Source organism: Corynebacterium sp. KPL2825 (assembly GCF_037908445.1).
GTDB lineage: Bacteria > Actinomycetota > Actinomycetes > Mycobacteriales > Mycobacteriaceae > Corynebacterium > Corynebacterium kefirresidentii.
The window spans coordinates 1-17,569 of record NZ_JBBMGI010000016.1 but is presented as its reverse complement, the minus strand read 5'-3'; the positions used below and the strand labels follow the sequence as shown (position 1 = coordinate 17,569).

At 58.9% G+C, this 17,569-nt stretch carries 17 protein-coding genes; 6 read left to right on the top strand and 11 right to left on the bottom strand.

From position 1 onward, the window contains the following. Window positions 1-2 precede the first annotated feature (2 nt). On the top strand, window positions 3-710 hold the full coding sequence (locus tag WMQ00_RS11160; protein ID WP_023021146.1) for an AAA family ATPase: 708 nt from the start codon (window positions 3-5) through the stop codon (window positions 708-710). 14 nt (window positions 711-724) lie between these two features. Here the strand turns inward: WMQ00_RS11160 and WMQ00_RS11155 are convergent, their stop codons facing one another. Continuing rightward, window positions 725-2,032, bottom strand: coding sequence for an MFS transporter (locus WMQ00_RS11155; protein WP_049361303.1), 1,308 nt, complete (start codon window positions 2,030-2,032; stop codon window positions 725-727). Window positions 2,033-2,071: 39 nt separating this feature from the next. Here WMQ00_RS11155 and thrC point away from each other — a divergent pair, with 39 nt between their 5' ends. The 4 genes from thrC to WMQ00_RS11135 are packed head-to-tail and all read left to right on the top strand — an operon-like array spanning window position 2,072 to window position 5,050. Then, on the top strand, window positions 2,072-3,514 hold the full coding sequence (gene thrC, locus WMQ00_RS11150) for a threonine synthase (RefSeq protein WP_340441044.1): 1,443 nt from the start codon (window positions 2,072-2,074) through the stop codon (window positions 3,512-3,514). Between the two features lie 3 nt (window positions 3,515-3,517). After that, on the top strand, window positions 3,518-3,664 hold the full coding sequence (locus WMQ00_RS11145; protein ID WP_023021149.1) for a hypothetical protein: 147 nt from the start codon (window positions 3,518-3,520) through the stop codon (window positions 3,662-3,664). Between the two features lie 22 nt (window positions 3,665-3,686). Beyond that, complete coding sequence (locus WMQ00_RS11140) at window positions 3,687-4,475, top strand: trypsin-like serine protease (protein WP_340441043.1); 789 nt, start codon at window positions 3,687-3,689, stop codon at window positions 4,473-4,475. Between the two features lie 29 nt (window positions 4,476-4,504). Next, complete coding sequence (locus WMQ00_RS11135; RefSeq protein ID WP_200288843.1) at window positions 4,505-5,050, top strand: NUDIX hydrolase; 546 nt, start codon at window positions 4,505-4,507, stop codon at window positions 5,048-5,050. Here the strand turns inward: WMQ00_RS11135 and WMQ00_RS11130 are convergent. The 3 genes from WMQ00_RS11130 to glnA all read right to left on the bottom strand — a co-directional run bounded on the left by WMQ00_RS11130 (window position 5,047) and on the right by glnA (window position 8,142). Next, a complete protein-coding gene (locus tag WMQ00_RS11130; RefSeq protein ID WP_023021152.1) occupies window positions 5,047-5,427 on the bottom strand; it encodes a hypothetical protein in 381 nt (126 codons plus the stop codon). The two genes, WMQ00_RS11135 and WMQ00_RS11130, sit on opposite strands and share 4 nt — an antisense overlap. A 74-nt stretch (window positions 5,428-5,501) precedes the next feature. Next, a complete protein-coding gene (locus WMQ00_RS11125; RefSeq protein ID WP_084279088.1) occupies window positions 5,502-6,467 on the bottom strand; it encodes a TDT family transporter in 966 nt (321 codons plus the stop codon). 241 nt (window positions 6,468-6,708) lie between these two features. Further along, entirely contained in the window at window positions 6,709-8,142 is a 1,434-nt protein-coding gene (gene glnA, locus WMQ00_RS11120) for a type I glutamate--ammonia ligase (protein WP_239207505.1), read from the bottom strand. A gap of 118 nt (window positions 8,143-8,260) precedes the next feature. Between glnA and WMQ00_RS11115 the strand changes: the two genes are divergently transcribed. Continuing rightward, the gene (locus WMQ00_RS11115; RefSeq protein ID WP_023021155.1) at window positions 8,261-8,734 is read left to right on the top strand and encodes an RDD family protein; all 474 of its coding nucleotides are present in this window, start codon (window positions 8,261-8,263) and stop codon (window positions 8,732-8,734) included. A gap of 76 nt (window positions 8,735-8,810) precedes the next feature. On the opposite strand, the gene WMQ00_RS11110 is transcribed toward WMQ00_RS11115, so the two are convergent. The 7 genes from WMQ00_RS11110 to sucB form a co-directional block, all read right to left on the bottom strand. Next, the gene (locus WMQ00_RS11110; RefSeq protein ID WP_239207506.1) at window positions 8,811-9,596 is read right to left on the bottom strand and encodes a DUF4191 domain-containing protein; all 786 of its coding nucleotides are present in this window, start codon (window positions 9,594-9,596) and stop codon (window positions 8,811-8,813) included. A gap of 81 nt (window positions 9,597-9,677) precedes the next feature. After that, window positions 9,678-10,742, bottom strand: a complete 1,065-nt coding sequence (gene lipA / locus WMQ00_RS11105; RefSeq protein ID WP_023021157.1) for a lipoyl synthase — start codon at window positions 10,740-10,742, stop codon at window positions 9,678-9,680. Window positions 10,743-10,863: 121 nt separating this feature from the next. After that, a complete protein-coding gene (lipB, locus tag WMQ00_RS11100; protein WP_340441042.1) occupies window positions 10,864-11,673 on the bottom strand; it encodes a lipoyl(octanoyl) transferase LipB in 810 nt (269 codons plus the stop codon). Between the two features lie 80 nt (window positions 11,674-11,753). Further along, on the bottom strand, window positions 11,754-12,146 hold the full coding sequence (gcvH, locus tag WMQ00_RS11095) for a glycine cleavage system protein GcvH (protein ID WP_023021159.1): 393 nt from the start codon (window positions 12,144-12,146) through the stop codon (window positions 11,754-11,756). A 36-nt stretch (window positions 12,147-12,182) separates the two neighbouring features. Further along, window positions 12,183-13,295: a glycine cleavage system aminomethyltransferase GcvT gene (gene gcvT / locus WMQ00_RS11090; RefSeq protein ID WP_023021160.1), complete on the bottom strand. Its 1,113-nt coding sequence runs from the start codon at window positions 13,293-13,295 to the stop codon at window positions 12,183-12,185. 2 nt (window positions 13,296-13,297) lie between these two features. Further along, the gene (gcvP, locus tag WMQ00_RS11085) at window positions 13,298-16,141 is read right to left on the bottom strand and encodes an aminomethyl-transferring glycine dehydrogenase (protein WP_340441041.1); all 2,844 of its coding nucleotides are present in this window, start codon (window positions 16,139-16,141) and stop codon (window positions 13,298-13,300) included. 292 nt (window positions 16,142-16,433) lie between these two features. After that, window positions 16,434-17,569 (bottom strand): 2-oxoglutarate dehydrogenase, E2 component, dihydrolipoamide succinyltransferase (gene sucB, locus WMQ00_RS11080; RefSeq protein WP_340441040.1); only part of this gene is annotated, 1,136 nt, incomplete at its 5' end.

Genomic DNA, 17,569 nt, shown 5'->3' with positions numbered 1-17,569 from the left:
CCATGCTGATTGATGCCCTAAGCCTGAAATTTAAGCCCGATGACTACAGGGCAAAGCTGCCGGTTTTCGATTACTTGGCCGACCTAGGAAGCTTTAAGCTGCGGAGGCCGGTAACCGTCTTCGTGGGGGAAAACGGCATTGGTAAATCTAGTTTGCTCGCCGGTGTGGCCAGTGATTTGGGCTGCTCTCCCGAAGGCGGACGGATGGACGATCCCGATGAAATCGTTCCCCGCAGCCCCATTCGCTGCGTCACGGATAAAGTCATCCAACGCGCCTATTTCCTACGCGCTGAAAAACACGAGCATCTGATTGCACGCGGAGATTCATCAGACGAACGCGCAGGCCGCTCCACCTTGTCCCAGAACGTAGATTTATCTCGCCGCTCGCACGGACAATCCGTCTTCGACATGCTCTATGAGCACATCAATGGCCAAGGCGTATATGTCCTTGATGAGCCAGAATCGGGTCTTTCCGTTATCCGGCAGCTGGTCCTAGTGGGGGAAATAGCCCAAGCGGTTGACCGCGGCGCGCAGATAATCATCGCCACGCACTCGCCAATTCTTTTGGCCTGCCCGGGGGCAGACATTGTGGAACTAAACGATACTGGCTTTGAACGCATCGCCTTCGATGAGGCGGAAGCCGTGGCGGCTACCCGTGAGCTTTTAGCGGATCCTGAAGGAACCATCCGCTTTATTGTCAACCCCGAGTAACCAAGCTCTGGCCTTTAAGAAACCTCCACGATGGTAACAGAAGGCCCATCCTCGCCAGCGCGGCGCCGCAGGAAGTGGGTGACTACCACACCAATCATGCCGACCACCCACACGGCTAGCACCGCCGCGGAGGCTGCAGTGAAATCCGGCATGGAGTAGTTAGGGGCAGCAGAGGAATGGTCCAGCACCATGCCGAAGAGCTGAGCGCCCAGCATGCCGGAGGTAAACCCGCCCATATTGCCCAGGCCCGTAGCAGTGGCCACCACGGATCGATCCATGCGCTCGCGCACGATATCGAAGCCATAGTTAGCCGTCGGCGTGCAGAGCGCGGTAACGAAGGACACCACCAAAATCGCGGCCAGACCACTGTCGGTGCCGAAGGTAAAGAAAATGAGCCAGGTCAGAACGTGGACCGCTACAAAACCCAGGCTGAGCCACGGGCGAATATGCTGTGCGCGGGAGGAAATCTTGCCGTGCAATGGGCCGACGAGGACCAAAAATACCGCCAACAAGGTAAGCACCAGGCTGGACTTCGCCTTGGATAGCTCCATTCCTTGGGTCATCATGGGCATTCCCCAGAGCATGACAAAGACGATGAGCGGGAGCATACCGATGTAGTGAATGAAGTAGGCCTGCCATGCCACTGGGGAGCGGAATACTTTCTTCAGGCGCGCCGGGATGCTGGTGGCCTGAGAGTTGGGCGGTTCTTTTTCCGTGGGGATAATGCCCAGCTTTTCCGGTGAATCTGCCACCGCCACAATCGCGGCGATGGCCACGAGAATGCCCACCGCACCAAGGGTAACGAAGGCGGCGGTCCAGCCGGCTGCGCCCAGCAACCACAAGAAAGGCACTGCGGAGATGAATTGGCCCATTTGCCCGAGCGACGAGGTCACCTGGGTAAACATAGGCGTGCGGTGCAGCGGGAACCAATAGGGAAGGATGCGCATCACGGAGAGAAACGCCGTGGCATCGCCCGCGCCAATAAGTATGCGGGCAGCGATGGCTACGCCGTAGCTCGTGGTAAAACCCAGCACAACCTGACCGATGCCCATGATGACGGCGCCGACTACCAGGAGCAGGCGTGGGCCAAATTTATCGATCAATATGCCGGTAGGAATTTGGGCTAGGGCATACACGCCCAGCTGCACGGAGGTAAAGACCGCGATACGGCCGGCATCAACATCGAAGCGCTCAATAGCGTCCAGGCCGGCCACGCCAAAAGAGGTACGGCCAGTAATCGCTACGAGGTAGACCGCCATGGCGGCCACCCAAATGCCTAAAGCTTGAGTGGTAATGACTTCTCTGGGATTCGGCTGCGACATGGCTGATACCTTACGCCTTAACTACTAAGATTCTTTTGTGTGAAGTATATTTCGACCCGCGATACCGCCCGTCAGCCCGCATCTTTTACGGATATTCTCCTTGGCGGGCTTGCCCCCGATGGAGGTTTGTACCTGCCAGAGAGCTACCCGCAGTTGGATTTCGCCACTTTAAATTCATGGCGCACGCTCCTTGCGGATGAAGGCTATGCGGCACTCGCGGCCGAGGTGCTCAAGCTTTTCATTGACGATATTCCGGCGCAAGATATCGAGGATATCGCTGCCCGGGCCTATACCAGCCCCAAGTTTGCAGACCCAGAGATCGTCCCCGTTACCGAACTGGGAGAGGGCCTTTTTATCGGGCACCTTTCTGAAGGACCTACTGCGGCATTTAAAGACATGGCCATGCAGCTTTTGGGGGAGCTTTTTGAATATGAGCTCGCCCGCCGCGGCGAGACGCTGAATATTTTGGGCGCCACCTCTGGTGATACGGGTTCTTCAGCAGAGTATGCGATGCGAGGTCGCCAGGGCATTCGCGTTTTTATGCTCACCCCGGCCGGCCGCATGACGGCCTTCCAGCAGGCACAGATGTTTGGCCTGGATGACCCGAATATCTTCAATATCGCCCTTGATGGCGTCTTTGATGATTGCCAGGATGTGGTCAAGGCGGTCTCGGGAGATGCCGACTTTAAGTCCACCTACCGTATCGGTGCGGTCAATTCCATTAACTGGGCGCGGCTTATGGCCCAGGTGGTCTACTACATCTCCTGCTGGCTGAAGGTCACCGACAATGCCGAGCAGAAGGTTTCCTTCAGCGTTCCTACCGGCAACTTTGGCGATATCTGCGCCGGCCACATCGCCCGCCAGATGGGGCTTCCCATCGATCGCCTCATCGTGGCTACCAATGAAAATGACGTGCTAGATGAGTTTTTCCGCACCGGAAACTACCGTCCGCGCCCTGCCGCAGAAACCGTGGCTACGTCTTCGCCGTCGATGGATATCTCGCGTGCCTCTAATTTTGAGCGGTTTGTGTTCGACTTGCTCGGCCGCGATGCAGCCCAAGCAGCGGAGCTTTTTGGCACGAAGGTCAAAGAGGGCGGTTTCAGCCTCAACCAAGAGAAGATCGCCGCCGCCGGTCAAGAGTACGGATTCCTATCCGGCTCCTCCACCCACGCCGATCGCCTCGCCACCATCAAAGACGTGCACGAGCGTTTCAACTACCTGGTGGATCCGCACACGGCCGATGGCATTAAGGTCGCCCGCGGGGCGCAGCGCGAAGGCTTGGAGACGCCCATCGTATGCTTGGAGACTGCACTGCCGGTGAAGTTTGCAGAGACCATCACAGAGGCCACTGGCTCTGCCCCCGAGCCGCCTGAGCGTTTTGCTGGCATTCTCGATACTGAGCGGCATGTTAAGGACTTGCCCAATGATGCTGCGGTGGTCAAGGATTACATCACCACGTCGATTCAGAAAACGGAGGTTTAGCTCATGGCCCTAGAAAATTTTGCCGGCCCGGAACACTACACCGAGTTTGACCCAGAAAAGTTCATCCGCGATCTCAAGGCCCAGGCGGAGATGGCTAAGGATGAAGACGCTAAGGACGACGCCGGGGATGCGGGCGCGGATAGCAACTAGCGTTGGTGCAGTCTGCACGGCCGTGCTCCTCGCGGCCTGCAGCCCGATTCGGGGTGGGGAAGAACCAAGTTTTTCTGCCCTGTCTTATAAAAACCTCATTCCTAATGAGGTCTATTCCCCGGCCGTGGCGCCTATCGCGCCGGGCACGGCTCTTGAGCTCTCCGGCGATGACCCGCAGCCAGGCGCTTATTTCCAGTACCACTCTTGTACGGCGGCATGGTCATTTACGCTTGCCGACGCCCGCACCATCGCCGTTACCGCCGGCCATTGCGGCAAACCTCACGATAAGGTCTGGGCTGGCTTTGCCGACGGTGAGTTCAAATACCCCGCCGAGCCCATTGGTGAGGTCATTTATTCTGATATCTACGCCGAAAAGAGTTATGACCTCGACGTAGCTTTTATCGAAATCACCGGCAGTGCTGATTACTATGTCCCCAGGGAAGTGGACAATACCGTCGCCACCTCGCTGGCTCATCTGCCACAGAAGGTGTGCAAGCTGGGCGTGGTTACTAATGAGACGTGTGGATCGCTATCCCATGATGCGGAAATTGCGCAGCTTACCTGGCAGGACCGCCAGTGGGATTCGCTTGCTGCACGGGCACACGTGTGCAGTACCAATGGCGATTCGGGCGGGCCGGTCTATGGCGAGGTAGAAGGCAAACAGACCATCGTGGGCGTGGTCTCCGGAACGACGCAATCCCTCGAAGAAGGGCGTTCCTGCGAGAACACACAGACGGATATGGAGCTGACTTTCACCTTGGCTACCGATATTCAACGGCTTGCCAAGAAGGTTCTAGGCCCGATGGCCTAGATCGGCAGCACTGGTCTACCCTAGGTGGCATGCCGACTCCAGATTTCATTGTTCAGCTGCGCGAAAAGATTGGTCAGGATCAGATCTTCGTGCCGGCCTGTAGCGCCATTATCCTCCGCGATGTACCCGCAGATGCCGCATTGTGGGAGGTTCCTTCCGTGCTCCTAGTCAAGCGCTCCGATAATGGTGTGTGGACACCGGTGGAAGGAATCTGTGAGCCGGGCGAGGAAATTACCACCACTGCGCTGCGAGAGGTCAAAGAAGAAGTCGGACTCGAGGCCAAGGTGGAAGCGCTTTTGGGCGTAGGGCAAACCGGCCCAGTGACCTATCCCAATGGCGATGAGTGCACCTTCATGGGAACGGCGCTGCGTGTATCGGTAGCAGAGGGCGCAGAGCCGGTCATTAGTGATGAAGAAAATACCGAGGCGGATTGGTTCTCGGTGGCGAAGCTTCCCGATAGCGTTTCGCGCCGCCACCGCCTCATGATTGCTGACGCAGTAGCCCAGATGAAACATCCCCGCGGCTTTGTTCCACGTATGGGCTGGATGAAGCGCAGCGAGCAACCAGGGCTTTAGGTCGGCTTTGTTGCGGCGTCGGCAAGCAGCTTGCACAGATGCTGCGGATTGCGGGCGGCGATAAGCTCTTGTGCAATGCAGTCGCGCGCAGTGGCGATGTCTTCTTTATCGCCGCAGGCAATCACCGCAGTATTAATGGTGATGAGGACCTTGCCCTGTCGCGCCAACTCATAGAAAAGCGGGCAATCATCTGCACTCCAGCGCCATGCTGTGGCGTAGAAGTCCCGTGCGCCTTGGCCCAGCCACGACGTCTCCAAGAGCAGGTGCTCGCCGTAGAGATAGATGCCGTTTCGCTGCACGCCGGCGAGTACCTGTCTTACTGCAGTCAGGTCCGCGCATTCCCAAGCGATGAAGGTGATGGGGGAGGAACTATACATCACCGGCGACCGTTGCGGCGCTTCGAATCTTCAAAGCTGGAGTCTCGCATAGTGGCTGCTCCTCTTTGCTCCTTTTATTGGCCTGTAGTGATAAGTGGCTCTTCAGGGCCTGTTTCCTTTTTGCCTTCCCATACCCAGCTCAGGAAGCGGGTGGAGCACAGCATCCAGTGTGCGGTGAGGAGAACCGGGATGGTGAGCGCAATGGCGTCGATAAGCTCGGAGCCATTGACCAATGCCAGCTGGTGGCCGCCCATGCTGACGGTTCCCGGCGGGAAGGTGCACGACCACCAGGCAGGGGAATAGGGGACCCACCGAGCTACATTGGGATAGAAGGTAAACATCGCGTAGATGGATAGCGGAATGGCGATGATGAGGGCAGTCAGGCCGTAATAAATGGATACCGGGCCGGGGAAAAGAATCTGCATAGCCGTGGTGGACTGGCCTACCACGCCTAGTGGTACCCAGGCAGTGGCTGATTTCGCGCCGGTAAAATCCACCTTCCCGTGCCATGCGGCCCAGTACACGCGAGCAAAGGTCGGCACCGCCGTTACCAGGGACATGAAGAAAAATATCGTGCCCATTACGTGGTAGAACTGGCCGTAATCGTGAGCCAGCCAACCAGAAACCGAGGCCGAAATCATGGGGCCAACCAGTGGCAGGCCCCAGGTGAACTTCGGCTCGCCATCAAAGCGTGTGAGCTGGATAGCCCACGTGATAACCGTAATTGGGCCACCGATCCAAAAGCCTATGAGGCGGAAAGTAGGAATGTCCGTGAGCCCGGAAAGCGCGGCGCCGAGCGCCAAGATTCCGATGAAAAACATCGACCATTCCGCCATCGTGGTGCGCTCGAAGCTGGGATGGCGGTAGCGCAAGAAACCCGCGGTGAGGACGACAAAGATGACGCACGCAATGGCGGCAAAAATGCCGGCCAGGATCATCATGCCTTCTTCCACGAGTAGGCGCGAAACGATGGAGGTGCCCATGAGGCTGCCTCCCCACGCGGGGCCAGGGGCTGGGAGTTGGCGGAATCTATCAGTCACACCCACATGTTAATTTCTTTCGGTCGGGTTATCAGAATTTTGCTCTCGTTTGGGCTGGTGAGAACTCTCGCTAAGTATGGATTTAGGGGCGGGGGTCAAGCCTAGATCATCTTGTGGCATCGATCGCATCTCGCGGGGTCGGCTTAGAAAAAGCAAGTCCCGAGACCCACTGAAGGTCTCGGGACTGAGCTTTGTAGGCGCGTGCCCTTTCGTCCCCTATAGGACGCTGGCTAGCGCAGCTTTAGCAATCGAAATACATCTCAAATTCCTGCGGGGTCGGGCGCAGGCGAACGGGGTTAATCTCGTTCTCGTATTTGTAGTTGATGTAGGTTTCGATGAGATCCTCGGTGAAAACATCGCCTTCGGTGAGGAAGTCCATGTCCTCCTGCAGGGCCTTGAGGGAAGCCTCGAGGGAGGTCGGGGCCTGCGGGATGGATTCAGCTTCTGCAGGCGGCAGCTCGTAGAGGTCCTTATCTACCGGAGCGTGTGGTTCGATGCGGTTCTTTACGCCGTCGATGCCGGCCATCATCATGGCGGCAAAGCCCAAGTACGGGTTGCCGGATGGGTCCGGAGCGCGGAATTCGATGCGCTTAGCCTTCGGGTTGGAACCGGTAATCGGGATACGGATTGCAGCGGAGCGATTGCGCTGGGAGTAGACCAGGTTAATCGGAGCCTCGAAGCCTGGGACCAGACGGTGATAGGAGTTCAGCGTTGGGTTGGTGAACGCAAGCACAGCACCAGCGTGGTGGAGGATGCCGCCAATATAGTAGCGGGCGATATCGGAAAGACCTGCGTAGCCGGCTTCATCGTGGAACAGCGGCTTGCCGTCCTTCCACAGGGACATGTGGGCGTGCATGCCGGAACCATTATCGCCAGCCAACGGCTTGGGCATGAAGGTGGCGGTCTTGCCCCACTGCGCTGCGGTCTGCTTGACCACGTACTTGAAGGTCTGAATGTCATCGCCCGCGTGCAACATGGAATTGAAGCGGTAGTTGATTTCGTTCTGGCCGGCGCCCACCTCGTGGTGGAAGCGCTCGATGTGGAAGCCTACCTTTTGCAGGTTTTCCACCATGGCGTCGCGCACTTCACCGTGCTTGTCATACGGCGCGGTGGGGAAGTAGCCGCCCTTCAGGCGGGTCTTGTAGCCGGTGTTCGGGGTGCCGTCGAAGTTGGTTTCGCTATCGCGGTTCCACCAACCTTCATCGGAATCAACCTCGTAAAAGCCGTGCTGGACGTCGGTGCCAAAGCGTACGGAGTCAAAGAGGTAGAACTCGGCCTCAGCGCCAAAGTTGCAGGTATCGGCGATGCCGGTGGACTGCAGGTACTCTTCCGCCTTGCGCGCGATGTTGCGCGGGTCGCGGGAGAACGGTTCAAAGGTAAATGGGTCGTGGACGAAGAACTTGATATTCAGGGTCTTGGCCGTGCGGAACGGATCAATATGCGCGGTGGCTGGATCCGGCAGCAGGGTCATATCGGACTCATCGATGGTGGTGAATCCGCGGATAGAGGAGCCGTCGAAAGCGAGGCCGCTTTCGGCATCTTCTACGGTGAACTCTTCTGCTGGGATGGAAAAGTGGTGCTCGGTGCCTGGGACGTCCGTAAAACGGATATCGACGAATTTTACGTCCTCGTCCTTAATAAACTGGACGATGTCCTGCACTGTCTCGAAAGACACGTTTGTCTCCTCGTTGTTGACCGGTGAATTGTCTCTCTATAGCCTACTAGGTTCTCGCCCTAGGGATTGCGATTCCCCTCGTTTCACATCTCACTTTCCGCCCGCTAGATTGGTGAGCATGGCAGATAAGCGTACGTGGCTCGACGGCCCAAATATTCCGGGCGAATACGATGATATGGAAGGCCCCGGTCGCTGGCCGGGAGAAAAGCTGGGTCTTCCGGAGTCCGGACCGGGGTCACTAGCTTCCGTTGGCCGCCGCGCCGGCGCTGTGGCGATTGACTGGATCGTGTGCATGCTCATCGCCAACCTCATCCACATGTTTACTACGGAACTCGGCGGTGTGGCTTTCTTGGGCTACGCCCTCTGGGTCATCATGGGCATCGTGTGTGGTTGGCTCTTTGCTCGCACCCCCGGCATGCTGCTGTTGGGTATGGGCGTGGCGCGACTCGACGTCCCCGGCGCCCGCGTGGGCCTATGGCGCGCGGCGTTGCGCACGGTGCTCACCGGTGTGCTGTTCCCAGCAGCCATGGTTGATGCGGATGGACGCGGAATGCATGACCGCGCCACCGGTACCATCGTTATTCGCTCCTAAGTCGCCCGGATTTTCCGGGCAAGAGAAAATCCCTGCCACACCTCATATGGTGCGGCAGGGATTCGCTTTAGGCGCCCTACTTATTCTTTTTGCGCTGCTGGGCGCGGCGCATGCGGCGGTTCATGCCGGCCATGTTCTGCGCCTGGTGGGGCATTGGACCCTTGGGCATGCCCGGGGTGGTGCCCGGCATGGAATCCATGGCTTCGATTCGGCGGATGTTTTCATAGGTCTCGTTCTTATTGAAGTTGCGCGGCAGCTTCATGACCTTATTGCGCAGCTTGGATACGGGGACCTCGTCCTCGCCGTTGCCTACGAAGATCTCGTAGATGGGAACGCCGCCGGCGATCTTGTCTACGCGCTTCTTAAGCTGGTTGAGGGTAGGGCGCACGCGATTCTTATTGCCCTCGCACACGAAGATGACGCCGGCATTGCCGATGACGCGGTGGATAAGATCCTGCTGGCGGGTAGCGGCCACACCGGTCTTTACGGACCACACGATGCCCACGGTATTGCGCAGTTGCTGCTCGAGTGCCCAGCCCGCAGCACCCGGCTGGTCTTCCACGCGCTTGTACATATCGCGCTCCAGGCGGCGGGTGAATAGGAACATTGCGAGCAGCGCGCCGATGCCCAAGCCGAGGATGAGCATGAACCACTGGCCGTGGAAAAGCAGGCCGATCAGGAAGAAAAGCAAGCCCATGCCCAGGAAGGCGCCCAGCATGATGGGGATAAGCGCCTTATCCTGCTTGCGCTGCATATTAAATGCTTGCCACATTTGGGACCAGGTTTGCTTACGCTGCTGGCGCTTGGCCGCGCGTTCTTGCTTCTTTGCAGCCTTTAGTGCTGCCTTGTCATCTTTCGCCATGGCTCCTACTTTAAAGGTCAACGGGCATGAATGTTAAAACGGCCCACGCGGAAAGCGCAGGCCGTTATGAAAACGTGTGGTTTAGCGGACGGTGGCCGCCGCCGAATTCGCATTAGCCGGAGCCTTGGCCATGCGGGTGGTCACGGGTGTTTCTTCCGATGGGCCGTATTTCTCCAGCAGGGTGGAGGCCTCTTGGGCGGTAGCACCCTGGGAGGTTTCCGCCAAGTGCTTGAGGTTTTCCGGCAGCTCGAAGCCGCGCTTTTCCATGGCCTGCACGTAGAGACGGCCGGCGCGGTAGGACGAGCGCACCAGTGGGCCGGACATGACGCCGCCGAAGCCGAGCTCCTTTGCCAGCTTGGAGTGAGCCACAAACTCCTCTGGGCGCACCCAGCGCTCAATCGGGTGGAAGCGCGGGCCGGGGCGCAGGTACTGGGTGATGGTGATGATATCGCAGCCAGCAGAGCGCAGGTCACGCAAAGCTTCCTCGACCTCTTCCTCGGTCTCGCCCATGCCCAAAATCAGGTTGGACTTGGTAATGAGGCCATAATCATGTGCCTGGCGGATGACGTCCAAGGAGCGCTCGTAGCGGAAGGCCGGGCGGATGCGCTTAAAGATGCGCGGCACGGTCTCCAGGTTGTGCGCGAAGACCTCCGGCTTGGCCTCGAAGACCTCCTCCAGCAGGTCTGGCTTGCCAGAGAAATCCGGGGTGAGGTTTTCCACGCCGGTGTGGGGGTTAAGCTCGTGAATCTTGCGCACGACCTCGGCGTAGAGCCATGCACCCTCATCGGGGAGATCATCGCGGGTAACACCGGTAATGGTGGTGTAGTTAAGGTCCATTTCCCGGATATTTTCGGCTACGCGGCGCGGTTCATCGCGGTCTAGTTCTTCCGGCTTGCCGGTGGCAATATCGCAGAAGTCGCAGCGGCGGGTGCACTTATCGCCACCGATGAGGAAGGTAGCCTCGCGGGATTCCCAGCACTCGTGGATATTCGGGCAACCTGCCTCCTGGCACACGGTGTGCAGGGAGGCCCCAGCCACGCGGGACTTCATGTCCTCATAGCCCGGGCCAGTGCGAACCTGGTTGCGGATCCAGCGTGGCTTTTGTTCGATGGGTGACTCCGCATTCTTCTTTTCAATGCGGAGCATCTTGCGTCCTTCAGGCTTAACAGTCACAAAAACTCACTTTATCGGTTGATGGTGGTGATGGCTAATAGCTCTTCTAGGTATAAGTCGCCGCGGTCACATCCTATTCCGCGCCAGCCCCAAACTAGGGTTCTTGCCGCGCTTGCCGACGCCTCTGTCTAGCCCTTTCATTCGCTAACTTCGTGGGATCAGGGGCTGAGCCAAAGGCGTGGTCGGCGACAATGAGGCGGCCCGAGAGGGCGTCATCAAGCGCCTGCAAAAGCGGTTGGGTGGCATCCTCGAGGCTGACCTGGCGTCCGAGCTCCAGCGATAGGGTGGTGACATCGGCGTCATCGATGCCACATGCCACGATGTGGTCGTAGTATTCCAGCGTATTGCAGCAGTTAAGCGCCAAACCGTGCATGGTCACCCCGCGAGTAATGCGGATTCCAAGAGCGGCAATCTTGCGGTCACGCTTCGGAGCGGAGGGATCCTTGGCTTCGGTAGTGGAAGGAACCCACACGCCCGAGCGGCCATCGATGCGCCCGGCGGTGGTTACCCCCATCTGGCGGACCGTCTGGATGGTGGCCTCCTCGAGGCGGCGGACATAGTCGACGACGTCGACGGGCTCGGCCAATTTGATAATGGGGTAGATGACCAGCTGGCCTTCGCCATGCCAGGTGATGCGCCCGCCACGGTCAACGGTGATAACGGGCAGGCCGTTATCTGGCATATCTTCCGGTTGGGTGCGCTTGCCGGCGGTATAGATATTGGGGTGTTCGACTACGAGCACCACATCGTCTTGTTCCCCCTTGGCGCGCGCGGCTGCTACCTCGGCCTGGTAGTCCCAGGCCTCCTGGTAGTCCATCCGGCCCAAGAAACGGACCTCTAGTGGTTTATCGGAGGCGCGGATAGAACGCTCGGCGGGGAAGAAAGGATCGCGTGGTGCAGTCATAGACTCAAAGTTTCCTCTGGTGCGGTGGGCAAAGCAAAGCGGGAGGGTGCGCGTGGCACACCCTCCCGCGTGGGGTCGAATTAATCTAGGCCGTTGGCGGATGCATAAGCGGCAGCATCCATGAGCTCGCCGGCCTCATCAACCTCAACCTCGAAAAGCCAGCCCTCGCCGAACGGGTCGTTGTTGATGACAGCGTAGTCATCGTGCACATCCTCGTTAACGGCCTTTACGGTGCCGGTGACAGGGGAGTAGAGGTCAGAGACGGACTTCGTGGATTCGACCTCGCCACAAGACTCGCCGGCGGTAACGGTATCGCCTACCTCCGGCAGTTCGGCGAAGACGACCTCACCGAGGCGGTCAGCAGCCACGGAAGTAATGCCGATGCGCACGGTAGCGCCAGCAACGGCATCGGCGGCAGCGTTGACCCACTCGTGGTCTTCGGAGTAGGAAAAATCTTGAGGAAGGTTAGCCATGGTGATGTGGTCCTTTCGGGCTGGTTGAAAAGATGCTTACTTATCGCGCTTATAGAACGGCAACGCGGTTACTTCAAAAGGATAGCGCTTACCGCGAATCTCCACCTCTACAGCGGAGCCGGGCTCGAGGTTCGCGCCGGTATTCAGCAGCGCGATGGCCACTGGGTGTCCCAGAGTGGGGGAAGGCTGGCCGGAGGTGACCGTGCCTACCTTCTCATCGCCCACGAAAACCTCGGCACCGGCGCGGGCTGCGCGGCGCTGCTCGGAGGTGAGACCGGTGATCGCTACCTGCGGGCCTTCGGCGGCGCGTTGGCGGACGACCTCGGAGCCGACGAAATCGGCCTCCTTTTTGGCAAAGGCACGGGCCATGCCCGCCTCTACCGGGGTGATGTCGCGGGAGAGCTCGTTGCCGTAAAGAGGCATGCCGGCCTCGAGGCGTAGGGAATCGCGGGCGGCGAGGCCGCACGGCTTGAGGTCGTATTCTGTACCGGCCTTGAGCAGCTCTTCCCACAGCTGCGCGGCATCGGAGTTGTACACAATGAGCTCGAAGCCATCCTCACCGGTGTAGCCGGTGCGCGCGATGATGGCAAAGGTGCGCGCCACCTTACCCATGGTGGCGGCGTAATAGCCGAGGTTGTAGACCTCGTCCTGCTTATTGTCTTCCACCAACGGGACGAGGATTTCTGCGGCCTTAGGGCCCTGGACGGCGATCATGGCCACGTCACGGGACTCGTTCTTCAAGGTGACATCGAAGCTCTCGGCGCGCTTGTTGAGCTCGTCCCACACGGTATCGGCGTTGCCGGCATTCGGGACGACGAGGAATTTATCTTCCTCAAAGCGGTAGGTAATGAGGTCATCGATGATGCCGCCGTCCTCGGCGGTGATCATGGAGTACTTGGCCTTGCCCACCTTGAGGGGCTCAAAGTTGGAGATGAAGGCATAGGACAAGAACTTGCCGGCGTCGGCGCCGTTGACCCAGATTTCGCCCATATGAGACAGGTCAAATAGACCGGCGCTGTTGCGTACGGCGCGGTGCTCGTCTAGCTCGTTCTGGTACTTCAGCGGCATGTTCCATGGACCGAAGGCCGTAAAGGTGGCGCCGAGCTTCTCGTGCTCGGCATTGAGTGGGGAGGTAAGTAGTTCGGTCATGTTTACTCCTCAGAATCGTCGATATCGAATGCTTCCGGCGGCGGGCAGCTGCAGACCAAGTTGCGATCACCATAGGCCTCGTCGATGCGGCGCACCGGCGGGAAGTACTTGTAGCTGTGGCGCAGGGATTTCACTGGCCAAGCGGCCTTTTCTCGGCTGAAGACAAAGTCCCACGTATCGGCGCTAACGGACTCCGCGGTAAACGGAGCATGGTGGATGACGGAGCCTTCGTAGGACACCTGGCCGTCGATGATTTCTTGGATCTCGGCGCGGATGGTGCGCATTGCCTCGATGAAACGATCCAGCTCGCCCAAGTCCTCGGACTCGGTGGGCTCCACCATGAGGGTGCCGGCCACCGGGAAAGCCAGGGTCGGGGCGTGGAAGCCAAAGTCTACGAGGCGCTTGGCGACGTCCGCGGCGGTGACCCCAGAGGCGTCGGTAAGCGCGCGCAGATCCAGGATGCATTCATGGGCCACCAAGCCAGCATTGCCGGTGTAGAGCACAGGGAAGGAATCTTCCAGGGACTTGGCCAGGTAATTTGCGCCCAAAATTGCGTGGGCGGAGGCTTGAGCAAGTCCCTGCGCGCCGCTCATAGCTAGGTATGCCCAGGAAATCGGCAGCACACCGGCCGAGCCGTACTTGGTACTGGTAATAGGCACGCCTTGCCCAACCGGGGTAGCAGTGGTTGCATCCAGCTGCGGATCCGCGGCATTGGTGGGCAGGAACGGGATAAGGTGCTCGGCCACTGCTACTGGACCCACGCCTGGGCCGCCACCGCCATGCGGAATGGTAAAGGTCTTGTGCAGGTTGAGGTGGGACACATCGCCGCCGAACTGCCCTGGGCGGGCCCAACCGGTCAGTGCGTTCATATTCGCACCGTCAATGTAGACCTGGCCGCCCACCGCGTGGACTTTATCGCAAACATCGCGAACCTCTGGGTCAAAGACCCCGTGGGTGGACGGGTAGGTCACCATGATGCCGGCGATGTGGTTGCCATGCTTGGCAATCTTTTCATCCAAATCCGCCAGATCAATAGAGCCGTCGTCCGCGGTCTTTACCACCACAACGCGCAGGTTAGCCAGCGTAGCCGAGGCCGCATTCGTGCCGTGTGCGGAAGCCGGGATGAGTACTACATCGCGCTCGTTATCGCCATTGGCTACGTGGTAGCGGCGGATGGCCAAAAGGCCGGCCAGCTCGCCCTGGGATCCGGCGTTGGGCTGGATGGAGACCTTGGCATAGCCGGTAATCTCGGCCAACCAACCTTCAATCTCCTCGACCAGTGCGCGCCAGCCAGTGGTTGTCTCTTCCGGGGCGTAGGGGTGGATGCCAGCAAATTCCGGCCAGGAAATCGGCTCCATGGCGGCGGTGGGGTTGAGCTTCATGGTGCAAGACCCCAGCGGGATCATGGTGCGGTCAAGTGCTAAGTCCTTATCAGCCAGCTTGCGCAGGTAGCGCAACATCTGGGTTTCGGAGTGGATGCGGTTGAATACCTCGTGCTGGAGCGGCTCCTGGCTGCGCTGCAGGCTCTTAGGCAGGTCGAAGTCAGCCTCAGTCGCCTCAGCGCCGAAGGCTTGGGCGAGCTTGGCGACGTCCTCCTTAGTCGCCGACTCACCGAAGGACACCGATACCTTGTCCTCACCGATCGCGCGCACGAGGTATCCCTCCTTCTGGAGGTTCTCCTTGATGCTGGTGGCATCCACGCCGGCGACGGTGACTGTATCGAAGAAGTCTTCAGATACCAGCTGCTTTCCGGCATCCTTGACGGATTGGGCGAAGCTGGAGGCAAGCCCATGCACGCGCTGTGCGATAGCCTTGAGGCCTTGCGGACCGTGGTAGACGGCGTACATGGAGGCGACATTAGCTAGCAACGCCTGCGCAGTACAGATATTAGAGGTGGCGCGCTCGCGGCGAATGTGCTGCTCGCGAGTCTGCAGTGCCAAGCGGTAGGCCGGGCGACCATCCGCGTCCTTAGAAACACCGACGATGCGGCCAGGCATCTGCCGCTTGAGTTTTTCTGTAACCGCCATATAAGCAGCGTGCGGGCCACCGAAGAAGAGCGGCACGCCGAAGCGCTGGGAGGAACCTAGTACAATATCGGCGCCCAGTGAGCCAGGGCCTTCCAAGAGAAGCAGGGAAAGCGGGTCGGTGACCACAGCGTCTAGCGCGCCGCGGGTATGCAGCTCTTCGATGAGGGAAGAGGGATCAAAAATGTCGCCCTCGGTGCCGGTGTAGGCAATGACGGCGCCAATGAGGTCCTCGCCTACGAGGCCTTCGCGCAGGTCGACGATTTCCACCTCGAGGTCAATCGCGCGGGCACGCTCCGCGGCGACGGTAAGCACCTGCGGGTGCAGGCGGGAATCGAGCACTACACGGCGGCCCTTCTTTACCGCACGGGACATAAGGCCCACGGCCTCAGCCGCAGCAGAAGCCTCATCCAAGAGAGAGGCATTCGCAATCGGTAGTCCAGTGAGGGATTCAATCATGGTCTGGAAATTCAGCAGCGCTTCCAGACGCCCCTGGGAAATCTCCGGCTGGTACGGCGTATAAGCGGTATACCAACCAGCATCTTCTAGCAGACCGCGGCGGATGACCGCTGGGGTGAGGGTATCTGAAAAGCCCTGACCATAGAAAGGCTTTAGCACAGTGTTCTGGTTGGCGTACTCCCGCAACGTAGCCTGTGCTTCATCCTCCGAGAGTGCCTCAGGAAGCTGAGGCAATTCTGCGGCGCGGATCTTGGAGGGAATGGCGGCATCGACCAGCGCGTCCACGCTGTCGTAGCCTACCTTCGCAAGCATGGTGGCCTGCTCCGTAGAATCCGGCCCTAGGTGGCGGGAGATGAATTCCATGTCAGTGAGACTCCTTAGTGAGGGACAATGGCTATAACCGCCCTAATTATATGTTTAATAATGGGTGAGCCGATCCCCCTTGAGAAACTTTTATGCACCGCATCACTGTCTAAGGTGGCTCCTAAGGCGCTCACCACGGGCTTAGGGGGAACGACCGCGAAAAGCCTCGAATAAAACGGGATGGATGGTTCAGCTAAAGGCGGAACTATCACCCCCACTTGGCACCCCAGACATGGCAAAAGCCTTCCAGCCCCGCAGTAGGGCTGGAAGGCTTTAAGCGGCGATAGAACCTTTAGACTTCGAGGTCTGCCTGGAAGTCCGCGGTCTGCAGGCGATCCTTGATGGTGGTGATGAAGCGGCCTGCGTCCGCACCGTCAACCACCTGGTGATCGTAGGTGAATGGCAGGTAGCACATCTGGCGGATGGCAATGGCATCCTGGCCGTTTTCGTTGACAACCACCGGACGCTTCTCAATGGCTGCGGTACCCAGAATGCCGGCCTGTGGCGGAACCAAGATCGGGGTATCGAGCATGGCGCCCTCGGAACCGATGTTGGTCACGGTGAAGGTAGCACCGGTCAGATCGTTCGGCTTCAGCTTGTTATTGCGGGCCTTATCAGCCAGCTCCGCAATCTGCTGCGCGATCTGCGGCAGGGTCATGTCCTGTGCCTTGTGGATGACCGGGGTGAGCAGACCCTTCGGCGTATCAACAGCGATAGCGATGTTGACGTCCGCGTGGTAGGTCATCTCCTTGGTTTCTGGGTTATAAGACGCATTGACGTTCGGGTGGGAGACTAGGGCCTCAGCGGTAGCCTTCACGATGAATGGCAGGAAGGACAGGTTGGCACCGTGCTTGTCGATGAATGCCTGCTTGTTCTTCTTGCGCATATCCCAGATGGCAGTCATGTCGACTTCCTGCACGTGGGTAAGCTGTGCGGAAATCTGCAGCGCCTCTACCATCTTGGAAGCGGTGATTTCGCGAATGCGGTTAACCTTCTGGGTGGTGCCGATAAGCTCCTGCTTGGCCGGATCCACAGACTTGGTGGACCAACGAGCGCGTGGGGAGTTGTCGGATTGCGCACCAGACTTGGCAGGTGCGTCTCCTTCGCCAGCGGCAGCAAGCACGTCCTGCTTGCGGATACGGCCACCGACGCCGGTGCCCTCAACGTTGTTGAGGTCTACGCAGTGCTTGTCAGCCAGCTTGCGTACCAGTGGGGTGACATAAGGAACGTTGTCGCCGTTGTTGACCTTCGCGGAGGTATTGAGAGAAGAATCCTGCTGGGTTTCCTTCTTGTCCTCTGCCTTTGGCTCCGGCTTCTTATCTTCCTCTGCCTTTGGCTCTTCCTTCTTTTCCTCTTCCTTCTTTTCTTCGGCCTGTGGTTCTGGCTTGGAGTCGGAGGAGGATGCGGTGGCGTTTTCGTCGCCGATGC